Annotated in this window: 11 protein-coding genes; 5 read left to right on the top strand and 6 right to left on the bottom strand. The window is 67.8% G+C overall.

Annotated elements, in window-relative coordinates; all coding sequences use genetic code 11:
- The first annotated feature begins 19 nt into the window (after positions 1-19).
- Together Q1A87_RS15240 and Q1A87_RS15235 are read left to right on the top strand one after the other, a co-directional pair.
- Positions 20-1,192 carry an aminotransferase class I/II-fold pyridoxal phosphate-dependent enzyme gene (locus tag Q1A87_RS15240; RefSeq protein ID WP_299652963.1) on the top strand — a complete coding sequence of 391 codons (1,173 nt, stop codon included), beginning with the start codon at positions 20-22 and terminating at the stop codon, positions 1,190-1,192.
- A gap of 11 nt (positions 1,193-1,203) precedes the next feature.
- Positions 1,204-4,011 (top strand): DNA translocase FtsK, encoded by a 2,808-nt coding sequence (locus Q1A87_RS15235; protein ID WP_299652960.1) that lies wholly within the window; start codon positions 1,204-1,206, stop codon positions 4,009-4,011.
- A gap of 19 nt (positions 4,012-4,030) precedes the next feature.
- Here the strand turns inward: Q1A87_RS15235 and Q1A87_RS15230 are convergent, their stop codons facing one another.
- Positions 4,031-4,666 carry a hypothetical protein gene (locus Q1A87_RS15230; protein ID WP_299652957.1) on the bottom strand — a complete coding sequence of 212 codons (636 nt, stop codon included), beginning with the start codon at positions 4,664-4,666 and terminating at the stop codon, positions 4,031-4,033.
- 228 nt (positions 4,667-4,894) lie between these two features.
- Between Q1A87_RS15230 and Q1A87_RS15225 the strand changes: the two genes are divergently transcribed.
- The 3 genes from Q1A87_RS15225 to Q1A87_RS15215 all read left to right on the top strand — a co-directional run bounded on the left by Q1A87_RS15225 (position 4,895) and on the right by Q1A87_RS15215 (position 7,704).
- Positions 4,895-5,500, top strand: coding sequence for an outer membrane lipoprotein carrier protein LolA (locus Q1A87_RS15225; RefSeq protein ID WP_299652954.1), 606 nt, complete (start codon positions 4,895-4,897; stop codon positions 5,498-5,500).
- A 170-nt stretch (positions 5,501-5,670) separates the two neighbouring features.
- Entirely contained in the window at positions 5,671-5,874 is a 204-nt protein-coding gene (locus Q1A87_RS15220; RefSeq protein ID WP_299652951.1) for a hypothetical protein, read from the top strand.
- Positions 5,875-6,030: 156 nt separating this feature from the next.
- The gene (locus Q1A87_RS15215) at positions 6,031-7,704 is read left to right on the top strand and encodes an MFS transporter (RefSeq protein WP_299652949.1); all 1,674 of its coding nucleotides are present in this window, start codon (positions 6,031-6,033) and stop codon (positions 7,702-7,704) included.
- Positions 7,705-7,707: 3 nt separating this feature from the next.
- On the opposite strand, the gene Q1A87_RS15210 is transcribed toward Q1A87_RS15215, so the two are convergent.
- The 5 genes from Q1A87_RS15210 to Q1A87_RS15190 form a co-directional block, all read right to left on the bottom strand.
- Positions 7,708-9,162 carry a mannitol dehydrogenase family protein gene (locus Q1A87_RS15210; protein ID WP_299652947.1) on the bottom strand — a complete coding sequence of 485 codons (1,455 nt, stop codon included), beginning with the start codon at positions 9,160-9,162 and terminating at the stop codon, positions 7,708-7,710.
- 60 nt (positions 9,163-9,222) lie between these two features.
- On the bottom strand, positions 9,223-10,224 hold the full coding sequence (locus tag Q1A87_RS15205) for an ABC transporter ATP-binding protein (protein WP_299652945.1): 1,002 nt from the start codon (positions 10,222-10,224) through the stop codon (positions 9,223-9,225).
- A 40-nt stretch (positions 10,225-10,264) separates the two neighbouring features.
- Complete coding sequence (locus tag Q1A87_RS15200) at positions 10,265-11,095, bottom strand: carbohydrate ABC transporter permease (protein WP_299652943.1); 831 nt, start codon at positions 11,093-11,095, stop codon at positions 10,265-10,267.
- Between the two features lie 13 nt (positions 11,096-11,108).
- Positions 11,109-11,981: a sugar ABC transporter permease gene (locus tag Q1A87_RS15195; RefSeq protein ID WP_299652941.1), complete on the bottom strand. Its 873-nt coding sequence runs from the start codon at positions 11,979-11,981 to the stop codon at positions 11,109-11,111.
- Between the two features lie 66 nt (positions 11,982-12,047).
- On the bottom strand, positions 12,048-13,361 hold the full coding sequence (locus Q1A87_RS15190; protein WP_299652938.1) for a sugar ABC transporter substrate-binding protein: 1,314 nt from the start codon (positions 13,359-13,361) through the stop codon (positions 12,048-12,050).
- Between the last annotated feature and the right edge of the window lie 65 nt (positions 13,362-13,426).

Below are 13,426 nucleotides of genomic sequence, written 5' to 3'. Positions count from 1 at the left end.
CCCGTATCGAGGCGCAGGCATGATTTCTCCGACGCGGTTCTCCGAACTGCCCGAATACGCGTTTCCGCGTCTCAGGACGCTGCTCGGCGATCTCGCGCCGGGCGACGCGCCGATTCAGATGACGATCGGCGATCCGCGCCACCCGGCCCCGGCCTTCGTGGGCGAGGTGATCGCGGCGCACCGGGACGCGTTCATGTCCTACCCGCCGAATGACGGCACGCCCGAACTGCTCGCGGCCTGCGCCGACTGGCTCATGCGGCGCTACGGCTACGCGGCCGACCCGGAGCGGGAGATCCTCGCGCTGAACGGGACGCGCGAGGGTCTCTACAACACCGCGATGGCGCTCTGCCCCGAGGAGAAAGCCGGGCGGCAGCCCGCGATCCTGACACCGAACCCGTTCTACCAGGTCTACGCCGTCGCCGCGCTCGCGGTGCGGGCGGAGCCGGTCTACGTGAACGCTTCGGCGGCGACGGGCGACCTGCCCGACTTCGCGGCGCTGGACGCGGACCTGCTCGACCGGACGGCCATCGTCTACATCTGCTCGCCGTCGAACCCGCAGGGCGCCGTCGCCTCGCTCGATTACTGGACGACGCTTCTGGACCTGGCCGAGCGGCACGACTTCACGATCTTCGCAGACGAATGCTACGCCGAGATCTACACCGGCGCGCCGCCGACGGGCATCCTCGAGGCCGTTCGTGCGACGGGCGCCGACCCTGAGCGGGTCGTGGCCTTCCATTCACTCTCCAAGCGCTCGAACCTCGCGGGTCTGCGATCCGGCTTCGCCGTCTCCGGACCGGGCAACATGGCGCGGATGAAGCAGCTGCGCGCCTATTCGGGCGCGCCGCTGCCGCTGCCGCTGCAGATGGCGGCCGCCCGAGCCTGGGCCGAGGAGAGCCACGTGGAGGCGAACCGCGCCCTTTACGCCGCGAAATTCGCGGCGGCGCGCGAGATCCTCGGCAACCATCCCGTCCCCGAGGCCGGCTTCTTCCTGTGGCTGCCCGTGGAGGACGGCGAGCGGGCGGCGGTGAAGCTCTGGACCGAGACGGGCGTGCGGGTGATGCCCGGCGCCTATTTCGCCCGCGACACGATGAACGGCAATCCAGGCACCGGCTTCGTCCGGGTCGCGCTGGTCGGGCCGCAGGACGAGACGGTCCGCGGCCTCACCCGGCTGCGCGACTGCCTGTACACGTAGGAGGACCCCGAATGGCCTATCCGGCGCGACAACGCGATCCCCTTCTGGACACCCGGCTGCAGATCAGCCTCGCCCGGCGCGGGCGCGAGGGTCTGGGCGTCTTGATGGTGGTCCTGGGCCTGCTCGGGGCCGCACTCCTGCTCAGCTACCACCCCGACGATCCGAACTGGCTGGCCGCGACGGATGCGACGCCGCAGAACTGGCTCGGCATGTTCGGCGCGTCGCTGGCCGCGCCGCTCTACCTGATCCTCGGCTACGGCGCGCTCGGCCTGCCGGTGGCGCTCGTCGTCTGGGGCCTGCGCTTCGCGCTCCACGGCGGCTCGGAACGCGTCCTGCCCCGCGCGTTCTTCGTGCCGGGCTGGGTGCTGCTGCTGTCGCTGCACTGCGCGTCGCTGGTGCCGGGACCGGCCTGGACGCACGATTTCGGGCTGGGCGGCCTGTTCGGCGATACCGGGCTCGGCGCACTGCTGTCGATCCTGCCGATCCACGCGGTGCTGGGCCTCAAACTCTTCACGCTGGTGATCTCGGCCGCGGCGGTCTTCGTCGGTGCCTGGGTGCTGGGCTTCACGCGGGAGGACCTGCGGACCGGCGGGCTGTTCTTCCTCAACGGGCTCGGCGTGGCATGGCACGCGCTGCGCGTGGCCACCGGCAGCGCGGCGAAAGGCGCGGCGCGGGGCACGGCGAAGGGCGCGGCCGCCCTGCGCGAGCGTCGGGCAGCCCGGGCGGAGGACGACGAGGAGGTCGAGGACGAGGCGCCGACCCGGTCGCGCTGGCTGTCCTGGTTGCCCATGCGGCGTTCGACCGGGCCGGAGACACCGGACGAGGGGACCGGGGGGGACGGGTTCGACTTCGACTTGCCCGACGATGACCGGGTGCGTGCGCGGATCGCCAGCGCGGTCCGCACCCGCGTCCGCCGCGCCTCGATCTCGCAGGCTTTGGCCGCACAGACCGACGCGCCGATGGAGCGGGCCGAGCCCACGCTGACGGCCGCCACGCACCGGCGCGTCGAGGAGGACCCGCTCGTCGAGGATTGGTCCGCTGCGGACCGACCCGCCGTGGACCGATCCGTCGAGGATCGGGCAATCGAGACGGACGCCGACGAGACGTCCGCGCGGCCGATCCGCCGGACAGCCATGCCCGATCTGGAGACCGATCCACTCCTCGAGGATGACGAGGACGACGCGGTGAACGACCAGCACGCCCTGCCCTTGCGTCATGCGATCGACCGGGACGTGCCCGCAGCGCCCAAGCCCACGCCCAAACGCGCGATCCGCGCCACGCCCGCGCCGGCCGAAGACGACGATTACGAGATGCCGCCGCTCGAGCTGCTGACCGACCCGGGCACGGTGGAACGCCACCACCTCTCCGATCAGGCGCTGGAGGAGAACGCCCGGCAGCTCGAGGGTGTGCTCGAGGATTACGGCGTGAAGGGCGAGATCGTCTCGGTCCGCCCCGGCCCCGTCGTCACGATGTACGAGCTCGAACCCGCCGCCGGTCTCAAGGCCAGCCGCGTGATCGGGCTCGCCGACGACATCGCGCGCTCCATGTCGGCGCTCTCGGCCCGCGTCTCCACCGTGCCGGGACGCAGCGTCATCGGCATCGAACTTCCCAACGAGAAGCGCGAGAAGGTCGTCCTGCGCGAGATCCTCTCGGCCCCGAACTTCGAGGACACCGTGCAGGCCCTGCCGCTCGCGCTGGGCAAGGATATCGGCGGCGCCCCGATCGTCGCCAACCTCGCCAAGATGCCGCACCTGCTGATCGCGGGGACGACGGGCTCGGGCAAGTCCGTGGCGATCAACACGATGATCCTGTCGCTGCTCTACAAGCTCTCTCCCGACGATTGCCGGATGATCATGATCGACCCGAAGATGCTGGAGCTCAGCGTCTACGACGGCATCCCCCATCTCCTTTCCCCCGTCGTGACCGACCCGAAGAAGGCCGTCGTGGCCCTCAAGTGGGTCGTGGGCGAAATGGAAGAGCGCTACCGCAAGATGTCCCGCATGGGCGTGCGCAACATCGAGGGCTACAACGGCCGGGTCCGCGACGCGCTGTCGAAGGACGAGCTCTTCAGCCGGACGGTCCAGACCGGCTTCGACGACGAGACCGGCGACCCGATCTTCGAGACCGAGGAGACGGTGCCCGAGAAGCTGCCCTATATCGTCGTCATCGTCGACGAGATGGCCGACCTGATGATGGTCGCGGGCAAGGAGATCGAGGCCTGCATCCAGCGTCTGGCGCAGATGGCGCGGGCGTCGGGCATCCACTTGGTCATGGCGACGCAGCGGCCCTCGGTCGACGTCATCACCGGCACGATCAAGGCGAACTTTCCGACGCGGATCTCCTTCCACGTCACCTCCAAGATCGACTCGCGCACGATCCTGGGCGAGATGGGCGCCGAGCAGCTTCTGGGCATGGGCGACATGCTCTACATGGCCGGCGGCTCGAAGATCACCCGCATCCACGGGCCCTTCTGCTCCGACGAGGAGGTGGAGGAGATCGTCAACCACCTGAAGGCCTACGGTCCGCCGGACTACGCCGCGTCCGTCCTCGACGGGCCGGACGAGGACAACGCCTCCGACATCGACGCGGTGCTCGGCCTCACGGGCGGCAACACGGGCGGCGAGGACGCGCTCTACGATCAGGCGGTGGCCATCGTCGCGCGGGACCGGAAGTGCTCGACCTCCTACATCCAGCGCAAGCTCGGCATCGGCTACAACAAGGCCGCGCGCCTGGTGGAGCAGATGGAGGACAACGGTGCGGTCACGGCCGCGAACCACGTCGGCAAGCGCGACATCCTGCTGCCCGACCCGAACGGGTGAGGCCCCGTGGGCCCGGCCTTCAGAGGCGTCGGGCCCCGGCAAAGCCCAGCAGGCCGATCCCGCCCAGCAGAGCTAAGCCCGCGGGCGGCAGTGGCACGGCGGGGACCGGCGCCGCGGTTTCGTCGCTATCGAAGGCGACGGAGACGCCGCCCCCGCCGAGGCCGAACTCGTACCTCCCCGACAAGGCGTTGCTCGACAGCGCAGCGGCAAGGTCACCGATCGTCACCGGCGCCGTATCGAGCGGCGTATCAAAGAACCCGTCGAAGGACAGAATGCCCCGATCAGACAGGTCGGGCTCCGGCCCAGCGAGAGTCGTCGCGGCTGCAGTATTCGAAAACCCAAGTCCAGTGACGCCGACGAACCCGTCCGAAGCGAAGACGAAATCAGTGGTTCCTTCGAGATAGCCGGGAATAATTATTTGCGCGGAGGCGATACCCGCGCCTGCCGAAAGGCGGTTTGCGATGGACGCGTCCGGTTCATCAGGAATTTGCAGAGTAATATCCGCAAGCGTCCCGATCGGCGGATAGGATGGCAGCCCGGGCGTGTCCGACGGCCCAGTGGTATCCATCACCGCCCCTTCGAACACGAAGATTGCGGATGCGGCCGGGATCGCGACGATCACGAATGCGGCGGAGGCAAGAAGACGGGCAAACATGAAGCGATCCTCGATTGACGACACTTCACGTTAGGTTAACCGAGCTTAACGATTCGATCACGCGTAATTCGGCTAAGCGTAGAGCAGACGCATTTCAGGTGCCCGGATGCCACGCCACGTATCGGGCCCGCAATCCGCCGACGACCGCCAGCTATCGCATATCCCGGGCAATCCGGCGAGACGGACCCTATATGCCCCTCGATACGAAACCTAACGGACCTTGCTCCCATGCGCCTCTTCGCCCGCACGATCCTTGCCTCGATCCTCGTCCTCTTCGCCTTGCCCGCCGCGGCGCAGATCCCGGTGGGCGAGATCAGCCGCTATCTGAACTCATTCGCCACGGCCCGATCGGAGTTCACGCAGGTGAACGGCGACGGCACCATCTCCACCGGCGATCTGTCGATCAGCCGCCCGAACCGCGCCCGGTTCGACTACGACGCGCCGAACAAGGGCCTGGTCATCGCCGGCGGGGGCCAGGTGGCGATCTTCGACTCGGTGTCGAACACGCCGCCCGAGCAGTACCCGCTGTCGCAGACGCCGCTCAGCCTGATCCTCGCCCAGAACGTCGACCTGGGCCGATCCGGCATGCTGGTCCGTCACACCGGCGATGCGACCCAGACCTCGGTGACGCTACAGGACCCGGCCCATCCGGAATACGGCAACATCCAGCTCGTCTTCACGCCGGACCCGACGAAGCTCCGGCAATGGGTCATCACCGACGATGCCGGCACGCAGACCACGGTGATCCTCGGCGACATGCAGACCGGCGGCTCGCTCGGGACGAGCCTGTTCAGCATTCCGCAGGAGATGCGGAAGCGGGGCCTGACCGAGTGACGCACAATTCATAGGCTATTGCCGCGTCTTTGGGCAAAATGTCGCAGTTTTCGATTGCAAGCGATCGTGCCTTACCTTTTGCATTGGGTGCACCGGTCCGGCGTCCGTAGAAACGGAACGCCGGTGCGAGCCGGCTGGGAGGACTCGATGCCACGCATAAGGGTCTTGCAATGATCGAACTGATGTTTCTCGCCTGCCTGAACGCTTCCCATGTGGAATGCCGTCAGGAAAGTCTTCTCTTCACGGAGATGCCGCTGATGGCCTGCATGATGCGGGGTCAGACGCAGCTCGCGGACTGGACCGCCACGCATCCGGGCTGGACGGTCGAGCGGTGGTCCTGCCGGGCACACGACCCGACCCAGAAGGACGCCTGACGTAGCGGCGACCTTGGGCCTCCCCGAGGTCGCCGCAAGTACCGCCGCGTCGCGTCTTCGCGAGGGATGCAAGGGCGGGTCGCAGCGATTGCGGGATGCGCCTGCCTGCGGTTCCCGGTAACGGTGTCGTCGAGACCCCTCGATGACCAGCTTCCGATGACAACGACCGCCTCCCCGGACGTCGCCGCCGCGGCGCCCTCGCCATTCTCGATCCCCATCTTCCGGGCGATCTGGCTGGCGTCGGTCTCGTCGAACTTCGGCGGGCTCGTTCAGGCCGTCGGCGCCTCGTGGCTGATGACGAGCCTGTCGGACTCGCCGCAGGACGTGGCGCTGGTGCAGGCCTCGACCGTGTTTCCGATCATGATGTTCTCGCTTCTCGCCGGGGCCATCGCGGACAATCTCGACCGGCGGCTGGTCATGCTCTCGGCGCAGAGCTTCATGATCGCCGTATCCCTGGTGCTCGCGGTCTTCGCCTACAACGACTGGCTCTCGCCCCTCGGCTTGCTGGCCTTCACCTTCGCCATCGGCTGCGGCACCGCGCTCAACAACCCAGCCTGGCAGGCCTCCGTGGGGGACATGGTGCCGCGCGCCGCCCTGCCCGGCGCGGTGGCGCTCAATTCGATGGGGTTCAACATCGCCCGCTCCGTCGGCCCGGCCATCGGCGGCGTGATCGTCGCGGTCGCCGGCGCGGCGGGGGCGTTCCTGACCAACGCGCTGAGCTATGTCGGAATCATCGTCGTCCTGCTGCGCTGGCACCCGAAGCGGACGCCGCGCACCCTGCCGCCCGAACGGCTCGACGTCGCGATGGCGGCCGGGCTGCGCTACGTGTCGATGTCGCCGAACATCCGCGTCGTCCTCCTCCGGGGCGCCGTCTTCGGCCTCGCGGCGGCGGCGCTGCCCGCGCTGTTGCCCGTGGTGGCCCGCGACCTGATCCAGGGCGGGCCGCTGACCTACGGCATCCTGCTCGGCGCGTTCGGCGTCGGCGCCATCGGCGGCGCGCTCTCGAGCGGATGGGCGCGCGGGCATCTGACGACGGAGGGAATCGTGCGGCTCGCCTCCGTCCTGCTGGTGATCGGCGCGGTCGGGACTGGGCTGGGCCGGGCGATGGTGCTGACGATCCCGTCACTGATGCTGGCGGGAACGGGCTGGGTGCTCGCGCTCTCGACCTTCAACGTCTCGGTGCAACTCTCCTCGCCCCGCTGGGTCGTCGCGCGGGCGCTGTCGCTCTATCAGATGGCGACGTTCGGCGGCATGACGGCCGGAGCCTGGACCTGCGGCGCGATCGCCGAGGCCCATGGCGTGACGGCGGCCCTCCTGTCGGCCGCCGCCGTCCAGGCGGCGGGTGGCCTCCTCGGTCTGATGGTGCCGCTGCCCGGAACGGGCGACGAGGATCTGGACCCGCTCGGCCGCTGGCAGGAGCCGGAGACGACGATCCCCCTCCGGCACACCAGCGGCCCGATCGTCATCACCATCGAGCACCGCATCCGAGAGACGGACGTGCCCGCCTTCGTGCGGGTCATGAACGAGCGACGCCGCATCTGCCTGCGCGACGGCGCGCGCCGCTGGACGCTGCTGCGCGATCTGGCCGATCCGGAGTTATGGATCGAGCGGTACCACGTCCCGACCTGGCTGGAATACGTACGCGACACACAGCGCCGGACGAAGGCCGACCTCGAGAACTTCGACCTCGTGCGTGCGCTGCATATCGACAACCATCCGCCGCGCGTCCACCGGATGATCGAGCGGCCGGTTGGATCGGCCTCCGCGACGCACGCGCCCTCGGGCCGGGAAGCGGGCGATCCGATGACCGACCCGACACGCGCGAGCTGACGGTCAGGCGGCGGCGACGTAATCCCGGATCGCGCCGCGCGGTCCGTTCGCCTCGATCGCCGTGCAGGCCGCCTCGAAAGCCTCCGCGAAGCGCGCCTCTTGCCGGAGATCGCCGAACACGTCCTCCAAGGCGAGGAATGTGGAGGGCGCTTCCTGTGCGGCCGCGTGCAACCGGTCCGCCCGCTCGTCCTCGATCACCGGGGCTGCCTCGGTCCCGCCGGTCGCGGCGTAGGCGCGCCAGAGCGCGACCTCGAGCGCCAGCCCCTCGATCGTCTCGCCGTCCTTCAGCCGGTCGCGCAGGGTCGGCAGGACGAATTTCGGCTGCCGGTTCGATCCGTCGAGACAGAGCCGCGCGACCGTGTCACCGACCTCCGCATTGGCGAACCGTTCCATGCAGGTGTCGAGATAGGCATGGAAGTCGACGCCCTCGATCGGAGCCAGCGTCGGGATCGCCTCGCGCGCGATCACGGCCCGCACCCATTCGGCCACGTCCGGATCCGCGACCGCTTCGTGAACGGCAACATGGCCGAGCAACGCCGAAGGGTAGGCGATCGCCGCATGCGCTGCGTTGAGAACCCGCAGCTTCATCAGTTCGTAGGGCACCACGTCCGCGACGAATTCGACGCCCACCTCCTCGAGCGGCGGGCGACCGGTCGGGAAGTTGTCCTCCAGAACCCATTGCCGGAACGGCTCGCAGATGACCGGCGCGGCGTCGTCGAGGCCGAAGCGGGTCCGCACCATGTCGCGCACCTTGTCGGTCGTCGCGGGCGTGATGCAGTCGACCATGCCGTTCGGGAAGGCGACGCTGTCGAGCAGGTCCGTCTCGCCCCGCATCTCCGCCAGGCCACCGCAAGCGGCATGCGCGGCATGACCGTTGCCCGGAAGATTGTCGCAGGACATGATCGTGAACGGCTCGGTGCCGGCCTCCCGCCGCCGGCGTAGCGCGGCGAGGATCATGCCGAAGGCCGTGCGGGGCGTGTCACCGGTCGCGTCGGCCCGGATGTCGGGGTGTTCGGCGTCGAAGCTTCCGTCGGCACGGGTGTAGTAGCCGCCCTCCGTCACCGTGAGCGAGACGATACGGATGCGCGGATCGGCCATCGCGGCGATCGTCGCTTCCGGTGTGATCTCGGCGAAGCCGGTCATCGGCGCCGTAACGCGGGCGCTGAGACCCGCCGGGTCGAGTTCGACCACGGTGGTCAGCCAGTCCTGCGCCGCGAGCCGATCGCGCATTCCCACGTCGCCCGGCGGACGCACGCCCGCGCCGACGATGGCCCAGTCCGTCGGCCCGCCCCGCCCGAACAGCCGATCGAGATAGACGCCCATATGCGCGCGGTGGAAGTTGCCGATGCCGATATGCACGATGCCCGGCGACAGCGTGGCGGGATCGTAGTCCGGCTTCTCGACGCCCTCGGGAAGGGCATCGAGCGTCGCGACAGAGGGTTTGACCGGCTGATCCATGGGACACCGTCCATTCTTGCAGGTTTCTTATTTCGACAGGGTTCGCCCGAAGGCGGCCCATCATTCGAGGCGGAGACCGTCCGCGCCGAACCGGTGCATCTCGTCCTGGCGCGGCGTCAGGCGGATCATGTCGCCGTGGCGGACCGAGATGTCGCCCGTCTGGCGCACGGTCAGCGTCTCCGCGAGGCCGGTCTCGTGAACGTGGATGAACGTGTCGGAACCCAGATGCTCGGCCACGCCGACCCGCCCCTGCCACGGCCCGTCGGGCGTGACGTCGATATGCTCCGGACGGACACCGACCGTGGTGGCGTCGTACTTGTCGGCCTCGGCCCCGGACATCAGGTTCATTTTGGGCGAGCCGATGAAGCCCGCGACGAAGGTGTTGCGCGGGCGGTGGTAGAGCTCCAGCGGCGAGCCGACCTGCTCGATGTTGCCGGCCTGCAGGACGACGATCTTGTCGGCCATCGTCATCGCCTCGACCTGGTCGTGGGTGACGTAGATCATCGTCGTCTCGAGCTGCGAGTGAAGTTCGGAGATCTCCATCCGCATGCCGACCCGCAGCGCGGCGTCAAGGTTCGACAGCGGCTCGTCGAAGAGGAACGCCGCCGGCTCCCGCACGATGGCGCGGCCGATGGCGACGCGCTGTCGCTGGCCGCCCGAGAGCTGACCGGGGCGACGGTCGAGATAGTTCGAGAGGTTGAGGACACGGGCCGCGTTCTCGACCCGGCGGTCCTGCTCGGCCTTGTCCATCTTCGCCATGCGAAGCGGGAAGGCGATGTTCTTGCGCACCGACATGTGCGGATAGAGCGCGTAGGACTGGAACACCATCGCGAGGCCGCGCCGCGCCGGCGGCACCTCGGTCGCGTTGCGCCCGTCGATGCGGATCTCGCCGGAGGTGACGTCCTCGAGCCCCGCAATCAGGCGCAGGAGCGTGGACTTGCCGCAGCCGGACGGGCCGACGAAGACGACGAATTCTCCGTCGTTGATCTCGAGGTCGAGCGGCGGAATGACCTGCACGTCGCCAAAGGACTTGGTGACCTTTTCGAGTGTTATCGTGCCCATGGGCGCAGGCCTCCGGCTAGGGGTGTCGGGATCGGGGCGGTCATTTCACCGCTCCGAAGGTCAGGCCGCGCACGAGCTGCTTCTGGCTGAACCAGCCCATCACGAGGATCGGCGCGATCGCCATGGTCGAGGCGGCGGAGAGCTTGGCGTAGAACAGCCCCTCCGGCGAGGAGTAGCTGGCGATGAACGCCGTGAGTGGCGCGGATTGCGCGGCCGTGAGGTTGAGCGTCCAGAACGCCTCGTTCCAGGCGAGGATGATGTTGAGGAGCACGGTCGAGGCGATGCCTGGCACCGCCATCGGTGCAAGAACGTAGAGGATCTCGGATTTAAGCGTCGCCCCGTCCATCCGCGCGGCCTCGAGGATCTCGCCCGGGATCTCGCGGAAGTAGGTGTAGAGCATCCAGACGATGATCGGCAGGTTGATCATCATCAGCACGAAAACGAGGCCCCAGACGTTGTCGAGAATGCCGAGGTCGCGGAAGATCAGGTAGATCGGGACGAGCACGCCGACGGCCGGCAGCATCTTGGTGGACAGCATCCACATCAGGATGTCCTTCGTACGGCGCGCCGGCACGAAGGCCATCGACCACGCCGCCGGGACCGCGATGATCAGGCCGAGCAACGTGGAGCCGACCGAGATCAGGACGCTGTTCCAGAAGTAGCGGAAGTAGCCCGACCGCTCCTGCACGACGGAGTAGTTCTCCGTCGTCCAGTCGAAGAAGAACCAGACCGGCGGGTCGGCGATCGCGGTCGCCTCGGTCTTGAAGCTCGTCAGGAACGTCCACAGGATCGGGAAGAAGATCGCCAGCCCGATGAGCCAGGCGAGGGCGGTGTTGAACGCCTTGCGGCGGGGTGTGATCGCTCGGGCCATCCGCGTCTCCTCCTCAGGCGTCCAGGTTCTTGCCGATCATCCGCATCAGGAAGATCGCGACGATATTGGCCAGGATGATGGCGACGACGCCCCCGGCGCTGCCTTCGCCGACGTCGAAGCTCAGGAGGCTCTCGGCGTAGACGAGGTAGGTGAGGTTGGTGGAGGCCGTACCCGGACCGCCATTCGTGGTCACGAGGATCTCGGCGAAGATCGATAGAAGGAAGATCGTCTGGATCAGGATCACGACGGTGATCGCGCGGCCCAGATGCGGCAGCGTGATGTAGATGAACCGCTGGATCGGCCCGGCGCCGTCCATCTCGGCAGCCTCCATCTGCTCGCTGTTGAGCGACTGGATCGCCGTCAGCAGGATCAGCGTGGCGAAAGGCAGCCACTGCCACGCCACGATCCCGATGATCGAGGCGAGCGGCGCCTGGCTGAGGAAGTCGTAGGGTTGCAGGCCGACCGCCTCGAACGCGTAGGCGAAGAGGCCGTTCACCGGGTTCATGAACATGTTCTTCCAGACCAGCGCCGAGACGGTGGGCATCACGAAGAACGGGGCGATCACGAGGATGCGGACGATGCCCTGGCCGAACATCGGCTGGTCGAGCAGGATCGCGAGGAGCACCCCGAGGACGACGGTGATGACGAGTACGCCAAGCACGAGGAGGAGCGTGTTGATCAACGCATCCTGGAACGCCGGATTGGTGAGGAACCGCTCGTAGTTCCGGAACCCGACCCATCCGCGATTGTCCGGCGTCAGCAGGCGATAGCGCTGGAACGAATAGTAGAGCGTCATGCAGAGGGGGATCAGCATCCACCCGAGCAGCAGGACCGTGGCCGGCGCGATCATGATGCGGGCGGCGGCGCGGGAATGTGCGGTAGCCATGACGTGATCCCTCCCAAGAACACGGGGGTGGCGGGGCCGGGTGGTCGGCCCCGCCGGGAAACGGGCTCAGTTGTAGCCCGCGTCCTCCATCTCGTCGGTTGTCAGCTGCTGCGCCGTTGCGAGCGCGTCGTCGATCGACGTGGTCCCCGCAAGTGCCGCGGAAAACTGCTGACCGACCGCCGTGCCGATGCCCTGGAACTCCGGAATGGCCACGAACTGCACACCGGTATAGGGGACCGGATCGACCGTCGGGTTGGTCGGATCGGCGGATTCGATGCTTTGCAGCGTCATCTCGGCGAAAGGCGCGGCCGAGAGGTATTCCTCGTTCTCGTACAGCGAGGTGCGCGTGCCCGGCGGGACGTTGGCCCAGCCCTCGGCCTCGGCCACCAGCTCGGTGTATTCGTTGGACGTGGCCCAGGCGACGAACGTCTTGGCGGCTTCCGGCGCATCGGTACTCGCCGGGATCGCCAGCGACCAGGCCCAGAGCCAGTTGCCGCGCTTGCCGAGGCCGGTATCGGGCGCCAGCGCGAAGCCGACCTGGTCGGCCACGGTCGAGTCCGCACCGGTCACGAAGGACGCGGCGACGGTCGCATCGATCCACATGCCGCACTTGCCCTGCTGGAACAGCGCGAGGTTCTCGTTGAACCCGTTGTTGGACGCGCCCGGAGGGCCGGATTCCTCCATCATGCCGGTGTAGAACTCGAGCGTCTCCCGCCATTCCGGCTGGTCGAACTGCGCGTTCCATTCCTCGTCGAACCAACGGGCGCCGAAACTGTTGGCCATCGCGGTCAGGAAGGCCATGTTCTCGCCCCAGCCGGCCTTTCCGCGGGCACAGATGCCGTAGATCTCGGCCTCCTCGTCGGTCATCGCCGCCGCGGCCTCGCGGATGAACTCCCAGGTCGGCGCCTCGGGCATCTCGAGGCCGGCCTCCTCCATCAGGTCGGTGCGGTACATGACCATCGAGGATTCACCGTAGAACGGCGCGGCGTAGAGTTCTCCGTCGACGGTGAGTCCCCCGGCGATCGCGGGCAGGATGTCGTCCTTGTTCCATTCGGCCGGCAGGTCATTGAGCGATGTCAGCCAACCCTGACGACCCCAGATCGGAACCTCGTAGGTGCCGATGGTCATCACGTCGTACTGACCCCCGTTAGTCGCGATGTCGGTGGTGACACGCTGACGCAGGACGTTCTCCTCGAGCGTCACCCATTCGAGGGCGATGTCCGGGTTGGCTTCGGTGAAGCTGTCGGTCATGCCCTGCATGCGGATCATGTCGCCGTTGTTCACGGTGGCGATGGTCAGGGTGGTCTGCTGCGCGGATGCGACTCCGGCGACCATGCAGAACGCGGTCGCGCCCATCAGGGCACGGTTCATCTTGGTCATAAATCCTCCCATATGCCTTTTGGGCAAATGCCTATCAGGTGGGCGTATGCTCATCATTCAGGACG

Origin of the sequence: uncultured Jannaschia sp., assembly GCF_947494055.1 — a bacterium.
Taxonomy (GTDB): Bacteria; Pseudomonadota; Alphaproteobacteria; order Rhodobacterales; family Rhodobacteraceae; genus Jannaschia.
The sequence above is the reverse complement of the archived record's forward strand: the minus strand, read 5'-3'. Positions and strand labels throughout refer to the sequence as shown.